This window comes from Serratia sp. B501, assembly GCF_051172315.1.
In the GTDB taxonomy this organism is placed as follows: domain Bacteria; phylum Pseudomonadota; class Gammaproteobacteria; order Enterobacterales; family Enterobacteriaceae; genus Serratia; species Serratia ureilytica.
This window is the reverse complement of the sequence record NZ_JBPIZB010000001.1, coordinates 787,148-803,978: the sequence shown is the minus strand read 5'-3', so window position 1 is coordinate 803,978 and position 16,831 is coordinate 787,148. Positions and strand designations below refer to the sequence as shown.

Annotated in this window: 14 protein-coding genes; 9 read left to right on the top strand and 5 right to left on the bottom strand. The window is 61.8% G+C overall.

Annotation, left to right across the window (positions count from 1 at the left end; all coding sequences use genetic code 11):
* Nucleotides 1-87 precede the first annotated feature (87 nt).
* The 3 genes from ACSBQV_RS03990 (at nucleotide 88) to ACSBQV_RS03980 (ending at nucleotide 4,365) form a co-directional block, all read left to right on the top strand.
* Entirely contained in the window at nucleotides 88-1,425 is a 1,338-nt protein-coding gene (locus tag ACSBQV_RS03990; protein ID WP_099783151.1) for a D-serine ammonia-lyase, read from the top strand.
* Nucleotides 1,426-1,818: 393 nt separating this feature from the next.
* The gene (locus ACSBQV_RS03985; RefSeq protein WP_099783149.1) at nucleotides 1,819-3,174 is read left to right on the top strand and encodes an aromatic acid/H+ symport family MFS transporter; all 1,356 of its coding nucleotides are present in this window, start codon (nucleotides 1,819-1,821) and stop codon (nucleotides 3,172-3,174) included.
* 12 nt (nucleotides 3,175-3,186) lie between these two features.
* Nucleotides 3,187-4,365, top strand: a complete 1,179-nt coding sequence (locus ACSBQV_RS03980) for a 4-hydroxybenzoate 3-monooxygenase (RefSeq protein ID WP_016927657.1) — start codon at nucleotides 3,187-3,189, stop codon at nucleotides 4,363-4,365.
* A gap of 64 nt (nucleotides 4,366-4,429) precedes the next feature.
* Here the strand turns inward: ACSBQV_RS03980 and ACSBQV_RS03975 are convergent, their stop codons facing one another.
* The 4 genes from ACSBQV_RS03975 to tet(41) form a co-directional block, all read right to left on the bottom strand.
* Entirely contained in the window at nucleotides 4,430-5,866 is a 1,437-nt protein-coding gene (locus tag ACSBQV_RS03975) for a 6-phospho-beta-glucosidase (protein WP_089197083.1), read from the bottom strand.
* A gap of 128 nt (nucleotides 5,867-5,994) precedes the next feature.
* Nucleotides 5,995-6,729 carry a MurR/RpiR family transcriptional regulator gene (locus ACSBQV_RS03970; RefSeq protein WP_099783147.1) on the bottom strand — a complete coding sequence of 245 codons (735 nt, stop codon included), beginning with the start codon at nucleotides 6,727-6,729 and terminating at the stop codon, nucleotides 5,995-5,997.
* 258 nt (nucleotides 6,730-6,987) lie between these two features.
* A complete protein-coding gene (locus ACSBQV_RS03965; RefSeq protein WP_033643146.1) occupies nucleotides 6,988-7,944 on the bottom strand; it encodes a sulfonate ABC transporter substrate-binding protein in 957 nt (318 codons plus the stop codon).
* 198 nt (nucleotides 7,945-8,142) lie between these two features.
* Nucleotides 8,143-9,321 carry a tetracycline efflux MFS transporter Tet(41) gene (gene tet(41), locus ACSBQV_RS03960; RefSeq protein WP_071883552.1) on the bottom strand — a complete coding sequence of 393 codons (1,179 nt, stop codon included), beginning with the start codon at nucleotides 9,319-9,321 and terminating at the stop codon, nucleotides 8,143-8,145.
* 64 nt (nucleotides 9,322-9,385) lie between these two features.
* Here tet(41) and tetR point away from each other — a divergent pair, with 64 nt between their 5' ends.
* The 5 genes from tetR (at nucleotide 9,386) to ACSBQV_RS03935 (ending at nucleotide 14,933) form a co-directional block, all read left to right on the top strand.
* Nucleotides 9,386-10,027, top strand: coding sequence for a tetracycline resistance transcriptional repressor TetR (gene tetR / locus ACSBQV_RS03955; RefSeq protein WP_099783145.1), 642 nt, complete (start codon nucleotides 9,386-9,388; stop codon nucleotides 10,025-10,027).
* A 175-nt stretch (nucleotides 10,028-10,202) separates the two neighbouring features.
* Nucleotides 10,203-10,676, top strand: coding sequence for a (2Fe-2S)-binding protein (locus ACSBQV_RS03950; protein WP_033643143.1), 474 nt, complete (start codon nucleotides 10,203-10,205; stop codon nucleotides 10,674-10,676).
* Nucleotides 10,673-12,931 carry a xanthine dehydrogenase family protein molybdopterin-binding subunit gene (locus ACSBQV_RS03945; protein ID WP_099783143.1) on the top strand — a complete coding sequence of 753 codons (2,259 nt, stop codon included), beginning with the start codon at nucleotides 10,673-10,675 and terminating at the stop codon, nucleotides 12,929-12,931. The genes ACSBQV_RS03950 and ACSBQV_RS03945 overlap by 4 nt, the downstream gene beginning before the upstream one ends.
* A 28-nt stretch (nucleotides 12,932-12,959) precedes the next feature.
* Nucleotides 12,960-14,258 (top strand): c-type cytochrome, encoded by a 1,299-nt coding sequence (locus ACSBQV_RS03940; protein WP_099783141.1) that lies wholly within the window; start codon nucleotides 12,960-12,962, stop codon nucleotides 14,256-14,258.
* A gap of 69 nt (nucleotides 14,259-14,327) precedes the next feature.
* Complete coding sequence (locus ACSBQV_RS03935) at nucleotides 14,328-14,933, top strand: nitroreductase family protein (RefSeq protein WP_033643140.1); 606 nt, start codon at nucleotides 14,328-14,330, stop codon at nucleotides 14,931-14,933.
* A 209-nt stretch (nucleotides 14,934-15,142) separates the two neighbouring features.
* Here ACSBQV_RS03935 and ACSBQV_RS03930 read toward each other — a convergent pair whose 3' ends face one another.
* Nucleotides 15,143-16,039, bottom strand: coding sequence for a DMT family transporter (locus tag ACSBQV_RS03930; protein ID WP_099783139.1), 897 nt, complete (start codon nucleotides 16,037-16,039; stop codon nucleotides 15,143-15,145).
* Between the two features lie 129 nt (nucleotides 16,040-16,168).
* On the opposite strand from ACSBQV_RS03930, the gene ACSBQV_RS03925 reads away from it, so the two are divergent.
* Entirely contained in the window at nucleotides 16,169-16,738 is a 570-nt protein-coding gene (locus ACSBQV_RS03925; RefSeq protein ID WP_072627621.1) for a helix-turn-helix domain-containing protein, read from the top strand.
* Nucleotides 16,739-16,831: the final 93 nt, after the last annotated feature.

Genomic DNA, 16,831 nt, shown 5'->3' with positions numbered 1-16,831 from the left:
TGCACCTCAAGCTCAGAATTTATCATTTGTCAGCCGCCGGCGTTCGCGGCAAGGTGACGGCAACGCCAACATCAGTCAGGGACACTTATGCAGAAATCACAGATCCTATCGTGGGTCGCCCAGCATCCGCTGTTGCAACGCATGGTCGCGCTAGAGCCGATCACCTGGTTCAATCCGCGCGCGACAACGCTGGCCGCAGGGTTGCCCCACGTCGGGTTGACCGCCGCCGACGTCGCCGACGCGGAGCAGCGCCTGGCGCGTTTCGCGCCTTATCTTGCCGCGGCCTTCCCGGAAACCCAACCGACAAAGGGGATCATCGAATCCGAGCTGGTGGCGATCCCGGCCATGCAGCTCGCGTTGGATCGGCGCTATGGGCAGACGTTGGGCGGGCGCCTGCTGTTGAAAAAGGACAGCCATCTGCCGATTTCCGGCTCAATCAAGGCGCGCGGCGGCATCTATGAGGTGCTGACGCATGCGGAGAAACTGGCGCTGGAGGCGGGGCTGCTACAGATCGGCGACGACTACGCCCGGCTGTTTTCCGACGAGTTTCGTCAGTTCTTCAGCCAGTACCGCATCGCCGTCGGCTCGACCGGCAATCTGGGATTATCCATCGGCATCATCAGCGCCCGGCTGGGGTTTGACGTCAGCGTGCACATGTCGGCGGATGCGCGGGCGTGGAAAAAGCAAAAGCTGCGTGACAACGGCGTGACGGTGGTGGAATACGCCGAAGATTACGGCGTGGCGGTCGAACAAGGGCGCAAACAGGCGGCAGACGATCCGAGTTGCTTCTTTATCGATGATGAAAACTCGCAAACCCTGTTCCTCGGCTACGCGGTGGCCGGCGGCTGCCTGAAGCGGCAGTTTGCCGAACAGGGTATCGTGGTGGATGCGCAGCATCCGCTGTTCGTTTATCTGCCGTGCGGCGTCGGCGGCGGGCCGGGCGGAGTCGCTTTTGGCCTCAAGCTGGCGTTCGGCGATCACGTTCACTGCATTTTCGCCGAACCGACCCATTCTCCTTGCATGTTGCTCGGCGTCTACAGCGGGTTGCATGACGGCATTGCGGTGCAAGATCTCGGCATCGACAACCGCACGGCGGCGGACGGACTGGCGGTGGGGCGCGCCTCCGGCTTTGTCGGCCGGGCGATGGAGCGCCTGCTGAGCGCGTTTTACACCCTGAGCGACGAAGAGATGTTCGCGCTACTCGGGTTGTTGGACAGGCACGAGCATATCCAGCTGGAACCCTCCGCCCTGGCCGGCATGGCCGGGCCGTGGCGCGTTACCGCTCACGCGCGGCAGCTCAGCGAGCAGGGCGTGAGCGCGGAGAGCCTGGCCCAGGCGACGCATCTGGTATGGGCGACCGGCGGCGGCATGGTGCCGACGGCGGAAATGGCGAAATATCTCGCGGCCGGGCAAACGGCGCCGTGAGCCAATAGCGCCGAGGCTTGCGCTCGCTCCCTGTTTTTAGGCAGCGAGCGCGGTTCGACAAGCGCCGGTCTTTCCGGCCCCCGGTCAACGTCAGACCGGGGGGCATGATGTTTTTAAAATGTTAACAAAATCACAACTCCCCACGCCGCAGCCACGGCTTAAATCTCCATATCCAATTAATAGTAAATAAAATTATTTTATTTACCGTTTTCTGCTGTTCGTTTATCGCACGCTTATTTTTTTAACAATATTGAAGCATTCGCCGTGGGATGGTTTGATTTGATTGTCGATTAACGAACTATATTCCGATAATCGCACAAATTAACCCTCTCGCCGGCTCGCAGCCGGCTGTTCCGTGCGGCGAGGTTTGCCGCACTCTCTGAGGAGCAAGCCATGCCGCATGATAACAACGTAGAAATTCGAGGGTTTATCGATAACCAGCCATTTTCTCGCTACCAGTGGTTGATACTGGCTTTGTGTTTTTTGGCGGTCGCGCTGGACGGTTTCGATACCGCCATTATCGGCTTCATCGCCACGTCGCTGGTGCAGGAGTGGGGAATAGACAAAACCGCGCTGGGGCCGGTAATGAGCGCCGCTCTGGTCGGTCTGGCGGTAGGCGCGTTGGCCGCCGGCCCGTTGGCGGATCGCATCGGCCGCAAGAAAGTGCTGGTGATTTCGCTGCTGCTGTTCGGCGGCTTCAGCCTGCTGACCGCCTTCGCCGGCTCGCTTTCGACGCTGACGCTGCTGCGTTTTTTGACCGGGCTGGGACTGGGGGCGGCCATGCCGAACGCCGCCACGCTGATGTCGGAATATGCCCCTCAGCGCTGCCGAGCCCTGATGGTGAATCTGATGTTTTGCGGTTTCCCTCTCGGTTCGTCGCTGGGCGGTTTTTCTTCCGCCTGGCTGATCCCGCATTTCGGCTGGCAGAGCGTGATGGTGCTGGGCGGCGTCATGCCGTTGCTGCTGGCGCTGGTCCTGATCGCCGCCTTGCCTGAATCCGTGCGCTTCATGGTCGCGCGTGGCTATGCCGCAGAGCGCATCGCCAAGGTGCTGAAGCGCATTGCGCCGATCCGAATGACGCCGCCGCCGCGCTTCATGTTGCAGGAAGAGGGGCTGGTAAAGGCAGCGTCGCCGCTGGGCATGATCTTTTCGCGTCGCTATCTGCTGGGCACGTTGATGCTGTGTCTGACTTACTTCATGGGATTGATGATCTTCTATCTGCTGACCAGTTGGCTGCCGCTGCTGATCCGTGAAACCGGCGCCTCCGTTACGCAGGCGTCGCTGATCACCGCGCTGTTTCCGCTCGGCGGGGGACTCGGCGTATTGATTATCGGTTGGTTGATGGATCGCATGAACCCGCACAAGGTGGTGGCCGTCGGCTATTTGCTGACCGGTTTGTTCGTCGGCATCATCGGCTATGTCTATACCTCTCCGCTGCTGATGGCGCTCACGGTGTTCATCGCCGGCACCTGCATGAACGGCGCCCAGTCATCCATGCCGGCCCTGGCGGCCGGGTTCTATCCCACCCAGAGCCGGGCGACCGGCGTGGCCTGGATGCTCGGTCTCGGGCGTTTTGGCGGCATTCTGGGGGCGATGAGCGGTGGCGTGCTGATGCAGATGCAGCTGTCGTTCAGCACCATTTTCACGCTGTTGGCCATCCCGGCGCTGATCGCGGCGCTGGCGCTGCTCGCCAAACACCTTTCCGGCGGCTACCCGGCGCTGCCGGCGCCGCTCAACAAAATGCTATGAGGGAGTCATGCTATGCGCACACAGGTTGTGATCATCGGCGCCGGTCCGGCCGGTTTGATGTTGTCCCATCTGCTGCACCTGCAAGGTGTGGAATCGGTGGTGTTGGAAACGCGCAGCCGGGAGGCGGTGGAATCGACCATTCGCGCCGGGGTGCTCGAACAGGGGACCGTCGATCTGCTCGAGCAGACCGGATTGGGGGAGCGGATGCGGCGGGAAGGGGCGCGGCATCAGGGGATCCGCTTGGCGTTCGGTGGCCGGCAGCACCGCATCGATCTGGCCGGATTGACCGAGCGCGCCGTCACCGTTTATGCCCAGCACGAAGTATTGAAAGACCTGATCGCCGCGCGTCTGGCGGCGCAGGGCCATCTGTTTTTCGAGGTGGAGCAGGTTGAATTGAAGGCGCTGGACAGCGCGCAGCCCGAGGTTCACTACCGTCATGGCGACCAGCCGCGCCGGCTCCGCTGCGACTTTGTCATCGGATGCGACGGATTCCACGGCATCAGCCGCGCGGCGATGCCCGGCGGGCTGCGGCAGGATTACACCCGCACCTATCCGTTCGGCTGGTTCGGCATTCTGGTCGAAGCGCCGCCGTCCAGCGAAGAGCTGATCTACGCCTGCCATCCGCGCGGTTTTGCGTTGATCAGCACCCGTTCGCCCGGCGTGCAGCGCATGTATTTTCAGTGCGATCCTGCGGAACAGGTCGATCAATGGTCGGACGATCGTATCTGGCGCGAGTTGGAGCAGCGGCTGGAAAACCATGAAGGCTGGACGCTGAAAAAGGGCCGCATATTCCAGAAAAACGTGGTGGGCATGCGCAGCTTCGTTACCGAACCGATGCGCTACCGGCGCCTGCTGTTGGCGGGCGACGCGGCGCATATCGTGCCGCCGACCGGCGCCAAAGGGTTGAATCTGGCCATGGCCGATGTTTGCCTGTTGTCCCAGGCGCTGGAGACGTTTTACCGGCGAGGCGACTGGCAACGGCTGGACGATTACAGCGACACCGCCTTGCAGCGGGTCTGGCGCGCCGAGCATTTTTCCTGGTGGATGACCCACATGCTGCACACCCGGCGGGAAGACACGCCTTTCGAACACCGGCTGCAACTCTCAGAGCTGCAGTACACGGTGAAATCGCGCAGCGCCATGACGATGCTGGCGGAAAATTATGTCGGGGCGCCATTCCCGGCGATATAAGCGAAAACGCCCATGCCGGGCGGCATGGGCGAGAAGGGGCGTCACCGCCCCTGAGCTGCGGCGGTTACAGCTGTTCGCCGTTGCTGGCGATCACCCGACGATACCAGTCGAAGCTTTTCTTGCGCGACCGTTCCAGCGTGCCGGTGCCGTCGTCGTGTTTATCGACGTAGATGAAGCCGTAACGCTTGCTGTACTCGCCGGTAGTGAACGACACGCAGTCGATGCAGCCCCACGGCGTATAGCCGATCAGGTCTACGCCGTCTTCAATCACCGCTTTTTTCATCTCTTCGATATGGGCGCGCAGATAGTCGATGCGATAGTCATCGTTGATCTGGCCATTCGCTTCCACCTTGTCGAAGGCGCCGAAGCCGTTTTCCACGATAAACAGCGGCTTCTGGTAACGTTCATACAGCACGTTCAGCGAATAGCGCAGCCCGACCGGATCGATCTGCCAGCCCCAGTCGGAGGCTTTGACGTGCGGGTTCGGCACGTTGCCCGGGAAGCCGAACATGCCGTCGCTGCCGTCCACCGCGTTGGCCTGCAGCGCATTGCTCATGTAATAGCTGAAGCCGATGTAATCGGTGCAGCCCTCGCGCAGGATCTGCGCGTCCTGCGGCTGCATCTCGATCTTCAGCCCTTTGCGTTCCCAGTCACGCAGCAGGTAGCTGGGGTAGTAGCCGCGCATTTGCACGTCGGTATACAGATAGCGCTGGTGCATCGCTTCCACGGCGTACATCACGTCGTCCGGCTTGCAGGAATAAGGGTAGAACGGCACGCAGGCCAGCATGCAGCCGATCTTGAATTCCGGGTTGATCTGATGGCCGAGTTTGACCACCTGCGCGCTGGCGACGAACTGGTGGTGCAACACCTGGTACAGCGTCTGCTCAGGGTTGTCTTCCTGGGTGTAGTCCACGCCGGAACAGCAGTAACCGAACAGCGGGTAGCGGTAGTTACTCTGGTTGTTGATTTCGTTGAAGGTCATCCAGTACTTCACTTTTTCGCGGTAGCGGCGCATCACCACTTCGCTAAAGCGCACGAAGAACTCCACCACCCGGCGATTTTTCCAGCCGCCGTAGGCTTTTACCAAATGGTAAGGCATTTCGAAGTGGGACAGGGTGATCACCGGCTGGATGCCGTATTTCAGCAATTCGTCGAACAGGTCGTCGTAAAACTGCAGGCCGGCTTCGTTCGGCGTTGCTTCGTCGCCGTTCGGGAAAATGCGCGTCCAGGCGATCGAGGTACGAAAACACTTGAAGCCCATCTCGGCGAACAGCGCCACGTCCTGCTTGTAGCGGCCGTAGAAGTCCACCGCTTCGTGGTTGGGATAGCGATAGCCGTCGAGCACGCCGTCGGTCATCACGCGATCCACGCCGTGCGAACCGCCGGACAGCACGTCGGCGATGCTTGGCCCTTTGCCGCCCTGATCCCAACCGCCTTCAACCTGGTGCGCGGCGACCGCGCCTCCCCACAGAAAATCTTTCGGCAACTGTTTCATCGTCAATGTCTCATCTTATTTAATGAAGGGTAATAACGTTCGCGTTGCCAATAGAGTAACAAGACCGAAAGAAATGTCACGATATAACAAATCGCCGTAAAACGTGATTTGTCACAATAAAAAAACAGCCTGTTTTATTTTATCGCGTTCATTCTTCCCAGGCGCTTGCCGATGGTTTCAATAATATAAAGCACGGGGATTTGCGTAGTAATATTATGATGATCGCCGATCAAGTGTTGCGGGACGTGATAAGACAGGTTGAAGTCCGCCAGCCGCGCCAGCGAAGAGGTTTCGTTGTTGGTGATGCTGATGATTTTACAGTGGTGCAGGCTGAACTGACTGGCCAGCCGCAGGATTTCTTCGGTTTCGCCGGAAACCGACAACATGATCGCCACTGCGCTTTTATACATATCGCTGTTGACGGGATAATAAGGATCGTCGATATGGGTGCTGAATTTTCCGACGTTGGAAAAGAAACGCGCGCCATATTTCCCCAGGGCGCCGGAGGTGCTGATGCCGACGAAAATAATTCGCTCGGCGGCGGCGATATGCCGCACCGCTTCATCGAGCAACTGATTAAATTCATCGTTGCTGACGCTTTTAAAAAAACTGAGAATTTCGCCGATGCCGGAATCGACCGGCGGCGCATCGGTGTGCTCCAGGTACAGTTTGAAACGGATGCGAAATTCGGAATAGCCGTCACACCCCATTTTTTTGCAAAATCGCAGCACGGTGGTGGTGGACACGCCGGCGGCCTCGGCCAGTTCGCGGATGGTCATGTACATCACTTGATTCTTGTGTTTGCTGACGTAGTTATAAACCATCAGCTCCAGGGCGTTGAGCGCGGCGATTGCTTTGTGGGTAAACATGAGTCGATCCGGCGGCTGAAAACGGGAAGCGTATCTGCGGGTTAACATAGCAAAATTCCCCGCCGCTGGCACTGCCGAACAAAAAAGAAAAGCCGCACCAGTCAGGGGCGGCCCAGGGTTCACGACGAACAAATAAAGCAAAACGTTCCGGAAGACATGCCATGAAAACGCGTTTCATCACACAGGGTTAGCATAGGTCAGCTTACTCCGGCGGCAAAATGCCGGTTTCTGCTTTCTAAAGCCAAAGCGCGGCAAAGGCTACGGCGCCTCGGGCTTATCTTCGGACCAGCGGGCGGCATTGACGTCCACCTTACCCGGCAGCAGTCCGATGGCGGTGAATTTATCCGCCAACTGCTGCTGCTGTCTGAACACCTCCGGCGACATGCGCTGGCTGCCGAACGGCATGCGGGCGATGGCTCTGGCCCAAATGGCCTGATCCAGGCCGGTGCTCTGAGCGAGGATCGCCGCCGCTTCCTGCGGATGGCCGTTGGCCCAGTCGCTCAGCGCGCCGAGTTGTTGAATCACCTGCTTGGCGCTGTCCGGGTAGGTTTCGGCAAAGCGGCGGCTGGCGAGATAGAAGGTATAGTGCGGCACCAGACCTTCCGCGTCTTTCAGCCGGCGGGCGTTGGCATGGGTTTCCACCTCGGCGTAGTAGGGATCCCAAATCACCCAGGCGTCGACGCTGCCGCGCTGGAAGGCGGCGCGGGCATCGCTCGGCGGCAGATAGACCGGCGTGATGTCCTTGTAGCTCAAGCCGGCCTGTTCCAGCGCGCTCACCAGCAGGTAATTGACGTCAGACCCTTTGTTCAACGCCACGCGTTTGCCTTTCAGATCGGCCACGGAGCGGATCGCCGAATCCTGCGGCACCACGATGGCTTCGGTTTTCGGGCTGGGCGGCGAATGTGCCAAATAAACCAGATCGGCCTTGGCGGCTTGCGCGAAGGCCGGCGGGGCGTCGCCGGTCGCCGCCAGATCGATGCTGCCGACGTTCAACCCTTCCAACATCTGCGGGCCGGCGGGGAATTCTATCCAGCGAACCTTGACGCCCTGCGGCTCCAGGGTTTTCTCCAGCGTGCCGCGGTATTTCAGCAGCGCAAAAATGTTGGCTTTCTGGTAACCGATGGTGATTTGTTGCGGTTTCTCCTGCGCGCCGGCCGGCAGGCTAAACAGGCCGAGCAGCAGGGCGGCGATCAGCGGCGTTGTGAGTTTTCTCATCCTGATTTTCCGATAGGCGAAGTGAACGATAGCGATGACGCGCTGGGCGTAACGCCATGAAACGGCATTTAAATTTTCCTGCGGCGGGATAAGGGCGATGATAATGAGCGGCGCAGTGGCGTGTAAAGCGCCCGCTTATGCTGAATAATGCCTTGCTTAGCCATAAATCAGCTTAAGCGGGAGAGGGTGAGCTCGACGTTATGCCGCGTCACGCTCGCGCGAACGCGCCAGCAACAGCGGAACCAACAGATAGAGGGCGGCGGCCAACGCCCAGACCAGGCCCGGCCAGACATCGCGCGTGGCGGCGTACAGCGCCGTCGCCACCAGCGGCCCCGCGACGCCGATCAGGCTGCCCATGCTGGCCAGCGTCCCTTGCAGCTCGCCCTGATGATCGTCGTCCACCTTTTGCGCCATTAACGCCTGCAGCGCGGGCAGCGCCATACCGCCCGCCGCGAAGAACGGCAGCAAGGCGAAAGGTGCCCAGCCGCGCGTGGCGATCGACAGCAGCGCCAGGCCCATTGCGTCGGCGGCCAGGCCGATCAGCAGCGCCTTGCGTTCGCCGAGCCGCGCGACCAGCGGGCCGATGGCGAAGGCCTGCGACAGCGCATGGCAGGCGCCGTAACCGGCCAGCGACAGGCCCGCCACCATCATGCTCCAGCCGAAACGATCCTGACCGTATAAAATCCACAATGTGGCTGGCGCCTGCGAAACCAGCGCCATGATCAGGTAAATGCCGGCCAGCGGCAGCAGGCCAGGCTTGCCGTGCAGCCGGCGCAATGACGAAAAGGGATTGAGGCGGATTTTCTCGGCGGCGCGGGCGCGGGGTTTACGCGATTCCGGCAGCAGGAAAAACGCCATCGCCAGGTTGACGGCGTTCATCGCCGCCGCCGCCAGGAAGGGCGCATGCAGATGCCACTCGCCCAGCGAACCGCCGAGCAGCGGGCCGACGATAAAACCGACGCCGAATACCGCGCCCACCAGGCCGAAACGCCGCGCGCGTTGACCGGCCGGCGTAATGTCGGTGACGTAAGCGGTGGCGACCGCCATGTTGGCGCCGGTGATGCCCGCCAGCAACCGGCCCAGATAGAGCCAGGCCAGCGTCGGCGCGAACGCCATCAGCAAATAGTCGGCCGCCGCGCCAGCGAGCGAGATGAGCAGCACCGGCCGCCGGCCGAAACGATCGCTCAGCGCGCCGAGGATCGGCGAGAACAGAAATTGCATTAACGCATAGGCCGCCAGCAGGGCGCCGTAGTGCAGGCTGCCGGCGTCAAGACCGCCCAGCGAACGCAACAACGCCGGCAGAATCGGCATGATCAGACCGATGCCCACCGCATCCAGCAACACCGTCAACAAAATAACCAGCATGGGTTTTTTCAAAATTGTGACTCTAACAGTGATAGAGTATTGAGTATTCCACAGTTACCCTATCAGTGATAGAGAGATGAGCGAAAAAAATACTGCGACACGTTTAACGCGAGAAACCGTCCTGCGCGGGGCGCTGGCGTTGCTGAACGACATCGGCATCGATGCCCTGAGCACCCGCCGCCTGGCGCAACATTTGGGCGTGCAATCTCCCACGCTCTATTGGCATTTCAAGAACAAGGCCGAGCTGCTGAAGGCGATGGCGGAAACCATCATGCTGGATCACCGTGAAGAGGTGCCCGCCGACATGCCCTGGCAGGATTGGGTTGTCACCAATGCCGGCAACTTCCGTCGGGCGCTGCTGGCTTACCGCGACGGTGCGCGTCTGCATGCCGGCACCCGGCCGCAGGAGCCGCAATTCGCCGTCATTGAGGCCAAGGTGGCGCTGCTGTGCCGGGCGGGGTTGACGCCGGAGCGCGCGGTAAAACTGCTGTTCGCCGTCGGGCGTTTCGTGGTGGGCTGGGTGCTGGAGGAACAGCAAATGCAGCCTGACGATCCGCTCAATGACGCCGACCGCCGCCGTTATCCGCTGCTGTGCCAAGGCTGGGAAACATTGCAGGAGAAGGGCGCGGATGCGCTGTTCGAAGCCGGGGTGCGACTGTTGGTCGACGGCGCCGAGGCCGGACTGGCGATCGACAATAATCACGGGCGGCAATCATAAAAGCGCGCTTATCTATCGGAAATTTATAGAAAATACCCACTTTTCGTTAAAGCCATGGCGGCTACATTCCCTTAACATTGTCAAGTCTTTTGATGATAATTATTAGCACACTGCGCAATTATTCACCGCAGTGATGTTACGGATTAAATCCGTTTGTTTAAGGGATAGTTTCACCATGGAAATCAACGTTAATGGCCGGGTGGTTCCACTCGGCAATCTCGCGCCCGACACGCCGCTGCTGTACGTTTTACGCAACGATCTGCACTTGAATGGCCCCAAATATGGCTGCGGCCTGGGGGAGTGCGGCGCCTGCACGGTGCTGATCGACGGCGTCGCCGCGCGTTCTTGCTCAATGCCGCTGGCCGCCGTAGGAAGCAAGTCCGTCACCACGCTGGAAGGCCTGGGCACGCCGGAGGCGCTGCATCCGGTTCAGCAGGGGTTTATCGATGAGCAGGCGGCGCAGTGCGGTTACTGCGCCAACGGCATGATCATGACGCTGGTCGCGTTGTTCGAACGCGAGCCGGATGCAGATGAACAGACAATCAAGAAAGAGCTGGCCTACAATCTGTGCCGCTGCGGCACCCATCTTGAGATCTTGCGCGCCGCCGAGCGCGCCCGCGATCTGCTGGCTGCACGGAGGCAAGCATGAGCCGCCTCGAACTGACCCGTCGACGGTTGTTGCAAGCCGGCGGTGTGGTGATGGTCAGCAGTCTGCTGCCCGCGCCGTTTCACGTCTTCGCCGCCGAGGCGGTTGCATCGCCTGCCGATCTGCCGCTGGATCGGGTGGACAGCTTTATCAGCCTCACCGCCGATGGCCGGGTGACGGCCTTCAATGGCCATGTCGATCTCGGCACCGGCATTCGCACCGCGCTGGCGCAGATCGTCGCCGACGAAATTTGCGTGCCGTTCGAGCACGTTACGATGATCCTCGGCGATACGCAACGCACGCCGGATCAGGGGCCGACCATCGCCAGCGCCACCATCCAGGTCACGTCGGTGCCGCTACGGCAGGCGGCGGCGCAGGTGCGGCATATGCTGACGACGCTGGCGGCCAAAGCCTTCGAGCTGCCGGCCGACCAGCTGACGGCGGCGGCGGGACAGGTGTTTGTGACCAAGCACCCGGGGCGTTCCTTGAGCTATGCGCAGCTGGCGAGCGGGCAAAATCTGCATGTGACGCTGGATAAAAACGTGCCGCTGAACGGTGAACAGCAGGGCCGCTATGTCGGCCGCGCCGTCGCCCGGGTCGATATTCCGGCCAAGGTCAGCGGGGGGCTGACCTACGTGCACGACCTGCGCTTGCCCGGCATGCTGCATGGCCGGGTGGTGCGCCCGCCTTACGCAGGCGCCGACAGCAGCGCGCCGCTGGGCGGCGGCCTGTTGTCGGTGGATGAAAGTTCGATCGCGCACCTGCCGGGCATCGTGAAACTGGTGGTGATCAATGATTTCATCGGCATTGTGGCCGAGCGCGAAGAGCAGGCGATCGCCGCCATGCGCCGGCTGAAAACCGAATGGAAACCCTGGGCCGGCCTGCCGGACCTGTCGCCGGAGGCGCTGCCCGCCGCGCTGGCAGCCAACCCGAAAACCGACCGCGTGCTGCGCGATGATGCGGGCACAGACGAGGCGTTGGCATTGCTGCATACCGAAGTGCAGGCGGACTATGTCTGGCCTTACCATCAGCACGCCTCGATCGGCCCCTCCTGCGCGGTAGCGGAGGTCAAAGACGGGCGGGCGCAGGTGTGGTCCGGCACGCAAAACCCGCACGATCTGCGCAAAGATATCGCCAGGCTGCTCGAGTTGCCGTCTGAGCAGGTGCACATCACCCGTATGGAAGCCTCCGGCTGCTATGGCCGCAACTGCGCCGACGACGTCTCGGCGGACGCGGCACTGTTGGCGCGGGCCACCGGCCGCCCGGTCCGGGTGCAGCTGATGCGTGAACAGGAATCCGGCTGGGAGCCGAAGGGCACCGGCCAACTGATCCGGGTGCGCGGCGGCCTCGACGCGCAAAATCGGGTGGCGGCTTACGAGTTGAAAACCAGCTATCCCTCCAACAATGCGGTGACCTTGCCGCTGGTGTTGACCGGCAAGGTGGCCAACCGGGCCGACGTGCAACAGATGGGCGATCGCACCGCCATTCCGCAATACGCGTATCCGCACATGCGGGTGATCTGTCAGGACGCCGCGCCGATCGTGCGGGCGTCGTGGATGCGCGGCGTTTCGGCGCTGCCCAACGTGTTCGCCCATGAATCCTGGATCGACGAGCTGGCCTGGCGCGCCGGCGAGGACCCGATCGCGTTTCGCCTGCGTTACCTGAACGATCCGCGCGCGGTGGCCTTGATTGAGGCCCTGAAGCGCCAGGCTAACTGGCAAGACGGCCCGGCGCACCGCTCGCGCGCCGCCGGGGCCGAAGTGGTGAGCGGCCGCGGCTTCGCCTATGCGCGCTATTTCCACAGCAAATTCCCCGGCTTCGGCGCCGCCTGGGCGGCCTGGGTGTGCGATCTCAGCGTCAATCGCCTTTCCGGGCAGATCACGCTCAATAAAATCTTCGTGGCACATGACTGCGGGCGCATGATCAACCCGGCCGGGGTGCGCCATCAGGTGCACGGCAACATTATCCAATCCGCCAGCCGGGTACTGAAAGAGTTTGTGACCTTTAACGAGACGGGGGTGACGTCATTGGACTGGGGCGGCTATCCGATTCTGCGCTTCGACGAATTGCCGCAGATCGATATCCAGCTGATCGACCGCCCGGACGAAGCGCCGATGGGCGCAGGAGAGTCCGCCTCGGTGCCGAGTGCGGCGGCGATCGGCAACGCGCTGTTTGACGCCCTCGGCGTGCGCCTGCGCGAGGTGCCGTTCACACCGGCGCGGGTGCTCGCCGCGCTGCGCGCTCAGGCCGGCCATTAACCCCCCGTAACGAACAAGGACAGCAAAGATGAGTAAGATGAAAAAAATCGTCGGGTGGGGCGGCGTCACGGTGATCGCTGTTGTGGTCGCCGGCGTGGTCGCCAGTTGGCAGCCGGAGATTGCGCCGCTCGCCGCCGATGCGACCCACCGTTTCAGCGAGGCGCAGATCGCGCGTGGCAAAACGTTGGCCGATCTCGGCGACTGCGCCGTGTGCCACACCCGTGCGGGCGGCGAGCGCAACACCGGCGGGTTGGCGATGGAGATCCCCTTCGGCACCATTTACACCACCAACATCACGCCGGACGTGGAAACCGGCATCGGCAGCTGGAGCTACGCGGCGTTCGAACGCGCCATGCGCCACGGCGTCGATCGCCAGGGCCGCTATCTCTATCCGGCGTTTCCCTATACCGCCTTTACCCGCACCCGCGACGAGGATCTGCAGGCGCTGTATGCCTATCTGATGTCGCAGCCGCCGGTCAAGTACCGGCCGCCGGCCACCGATCTGCACTTTCCGTTCAACATTCGCCAGGGCATCTTTGCCTGGAACCTGCTGTTCCTGACGCCGGGCGCGATGCCGGAACAGCCAGCCCAAAGCGCCGACTGGAACCGCGGCGCGTACCTGGTCGAAGGGCTGGGGCACTGCAGCGCCTGCCATTCGCCGCGCAACGTGCTGTTCGGCGAGAAAACTGACGGCGAGCACCTGGCCGGCGGCGTGGCGGAGGGATGGACGGCGCCGGCGTTGACCGGCCGCTCGCCCGCGCCGCTCGCGTGGACGCAGCAGGATCTGGTCGATTTCATGCGCACCGGCTACTCGGCCAACCACGGCGTCGCCGCCGGCCCGATGGCGCCGGTGATCGAAGAAGGGCTGTCGCGCTTGCCGCAGGCCGATCTGCAGGCGATCGCCGTCTATCTGCGCAGCTATCATCCTGAAACGGCGGCGGGCGCTACGGCGACAACGTTAAACGCTCAGGCGGAACGGCAGGTGGAGCCTCTGAGTTCGGAAGGGGCGCGGCTGTTTTCCGGCGCCTGCATGGCTTGTCATGCGCAGGAAAAAGGCGCGCAGATGGCGGGGGTGCGGCCGTCTCTGGCGCTGAACACCAACCTGTTCGCCGACGCGCCGGACAACGCCATTCGCGTGGTGCTGGACGGCATACAGCGGCCGGCGAACGCCGAGCTGGGCTATATGCCGGGTTTTCGCCATAACCTGAATGACGCGCAGATCGCCATTCTGCTCAACTACCTGCGGCAGCATTACGCCGGTCAGGCGCCGTGGCCGGACTTGGCGGCGCAGGTCAGCCGTTTGCGCGCCGAAACCGCGCAGAAATAGCCGCCTGGGGCTGGACAGCCGCGCCGCGTTGACGACAATAGACCTTTTCACATGGACAGAGGCAGTAAAATGAATACGTTAGACGCGATCCGCCAACGCCGCGCCACCAAGCAGTTCGATACGCAGCACGTGATGACGCTCGAAGAGAAAAAAGCGCTGTTGAACATTGCGCTGCAGGGCGCTCCCAGCGCGTTTAACCTGCAGCACTGGCGCCCGCTGCTGATCGAAGATCGCGCGCAGCGCGAGAAAATTCGCGAGGCGGCGTGGGGGCAGGCGCAGGTGACTGACGCGTCGATGCTGGTCGTGCTGTGCGGCGATCTGTCGAGTTGGGAATCGAAGGTAAAAACCGTTTGGGCCGACGCGGCGGAGCCGGTGCAGCAGTTCATGATCCCGGCCGTCGATCAGTATTATCGCGGTAAACCGCAGGTGCAGCGCGACGAAGTGATGCGCAGCAGCGGCATCTTCGCCCAGACGTTGATGCTGGCGGCCAAGGCGCAGGGCTACGACTCTTGCCCGATGGACGGTTTTGATTTCGACGCGGTGGGCGAGATTATCAATAAGCCGGCGCATTATCAGATCGCGCTGATGGTCGCTATCGGCAAGGCGGCGGGGCAACCTTACCCGCGCATCGGCAAGCTGCCGTTCGACGAGGTGGTGAAAACCGATCGCTTCTGAACTGAACGGTAAATGACAAAAGGGAAGGCTTGCGCCTTCCCTTATTTTTTTATGACGCACAGTTCGTTCCAGTAACTGAAACGGATGCGCCGTTGCAGGCGGTGATGCCACATAGAACACTCCTTCTACCCTACACGGTTTAAATAAATAGCACCGCGCCGGACACAAGGCGAATGCCTTATTGTGCATAGCTTGCCCGTCGGGCGGGATTAACCGATTTTACCGGCCCGGTGCGCGGCGGGCGCCCATCGCCAGCCGAAGTTCATGCCCGCGGCCGCGCCGAGAATGGCCAGCGTGCCCAGCAGCTGCAACAGGCTGAGACGGTGCCCGAACGCCGCCCAGTCCACCACGATCGCCACTGCCGGGTAGATAAACGACAGCGCGCCAACCAGAGCGGTGGGGATTTTCTGGATAGCGCCATAGAGCAACGTGGACATCACCCCGGTATGCACCAGGCCGAGGGTCGCCAGCAGCAGCCAGTCGAACGGTTCTGCGGGAAGGCGGGCCAGACCGGCGAACGGCGCCATCGCCAGCGCGCCGACGGTCAGTTGAATCAACACGATCAACTGCGGCGGCAACGCGGCCAGCTGTTTGACGATCGCCGCCGCCAGGGCGTACATCAGGGCCGCACCGAGCGCCAACGCCACGCCCAGCAGATAGTCGCCATCGCCGCCACCGCTCTGCCGGCCGGTGACGATCAACACCATTCCGACGAACGCCAGCAGAAGCCAGCCCAGCCGATTAGCCGTCAGCTTTTCGCCGAACAGCAGCGCTCCCAGCGCCACCAACATAAACGGTTGAACATGGTAGGTCACGGTGGCGACAGCGATCGAGGCATGCGCATAGGCGGCAAACAATAGCGTCCAGTTGAGCACCAGCGCGAACCCCCCCAGGACGGCGAAAGCCAGCTGCCGCCGATTGATTGCGCCTGATTTCAGTTGCCCAAGTGCGGTGCAGGTGACCAGCATCGCCAGCGCGCCGAACGCGCAACGCCAAAACACCACCGTGGCGGGTGGCTGCCCTAACAGGATCACCGGCCAACCGACGGTGCCGGAGATCGTCATGGCGAGGATCATTTGCACTGCGCCGCGCGTTTTCGTTTTCATGTCTTTTCCCTCGCGGCCTGACCGTGCTTGTGGTGAAGTCGCTTAATCATTAAAATGAACAATCGAACATTATGATGAACACGGCCGACAGCGTTCGTCAAGTCGAACAAATGAATGGTATAACGAACAATGAGCGAGAGCCTAATGCAGAACATCACGCCGATTGGCCTCTTGTCGGCGGCAATCCGCCGTGAGCGGGAGCGATTGAACCTGTCCGTCACCGAACTGGCGAAGCGCGCGGGTATCGCCAAGTCCACGTTGTCGCAGCTCGAAGCCGGCAGCGGTAATCCCAGTCTGGAAACGCTGTGGGCGTTAGCGATGGCGCTGGATGTGCCGGTCAGCCGACTGATTTCGCAACCCAGCAGGCAGGTGCAAGTGATCCGCGCTCATGAGGGGACCGCGGCGGTGTCAGAGCAGGGCAACTACGCCGCCACGTTGCTGGCCACTTGTCCACCGGGCGCGCAGCGCGACATTTACCGGCTGCGGGTGCAGCCCGGCGAAGTCAAACTTTCCCGGCCGCATCCGCCGGGCACCGTCGAGCATGTGATCATCAGCAGTGGACGGGCGCGCCTCGGGCCGGCGGATCAGCCGCTGGAGCTGAGCGCCGGGGATTACATCAGTTACTCCGCCGATCGCGAGCACGTTTTCGAGGCCCTGGAGCCGGAGACCACCGCTGTGATGCTGATCGAGCAGGGCTAGCACGGCGTTGACGGTTCGTTTATTGAAAATGATTCTCAATTATATTAGTGTGCCCGCCTGTTTTGACGCCGGGGCAGGCGCGTAGCCCGGCGT

Bases quoted from the DNA above. Each gene is read 5' to 3' on its own strand.
- ACSBQV_RS03970 (WP_099783147.1), bottom strand. From the start codon at position 6,729: ATGTTTACCCACAAAGCAATCGCCGCGCTCAACGCCCTGGAGCTGATG.
- ACSBQV_RS03950 (WP_033643143.1), top strand. From the start codon at position 10,203: ATGGAAATCAACGTTAATGGCCGGGTGGTTCCACTCGGCAATCTCGCG.
- ACSBQV_RS03980 (WP_016927657.1), top strand. From the start codon at position 3,187: ATGCGCACACAGGTTGTGATCATCGGCGCCGGTCCGGCCGGTTTGATG.
- ACSBQV_RS03965 (WP_033643146.1), bottom strand. From the start codon at position 7,944: ATGAGAAAACTCACAACGCCGCTGATCGCCGCCCTGCTGCTCGGCCTG.
- ACSBQV_RS03990 (WP_099783151.1), top strand. From the start codon at position 88: ATGCAGAAATCACAGATCCTATCGTGGGTCGCCCAGCATCCGCTGTTG.
- tetR (WP_099783145.1), top strand. From the start codon at position 9,386: ATGAGCGAAAAAAATACTGCGACACGTTTAACGCGAGAAACCGTCCTG.
- ACSBQV_RS03930 (WP_099783139.1), bottom strand. From the start codon at position 16,039: ATGAAAACGAAAACGCGCGGCGCAGTGCAAATGATCCTCGCCATGACG.
- ACSBQV_RS03945 (WP_099783143.1), top strand. From the start codon at position 10,673: ATGAGCCGCCTCGAACTGACCCGTCGACGGTTGTTGCAAGCCGGCGGT.
- ACSBQV_RS03935 (WP_033643140.1), top strand. From the start codon at position 14,328: ATGAATACGTTAGACGCGATCCGCCAACGCCGCGCCACCAAGCAGTTC.
- ACSBQV_RS03925 (WP_072627621.1), top strand. From the start codon at position 16,169: ATGAGCGAGAGCCTAATGCAGAACATCACGCCGATTGGCCTCTTGTCG.
- ACSBQV_RS03985 (WP_099783149.1), top strand. From the start codon at position 1,819: ATGCCGCATGATAACAACGTAGAAATTCGAGGGTTTATCGATAACCAG.
- ACSBQV_RS03940 (WP_099783141.1), top strand. From the start codon at position 12,960: ATGAGTAAGATGAAAAAAATCGTCGGGTGGGGCGGCGTCACGGTGATC.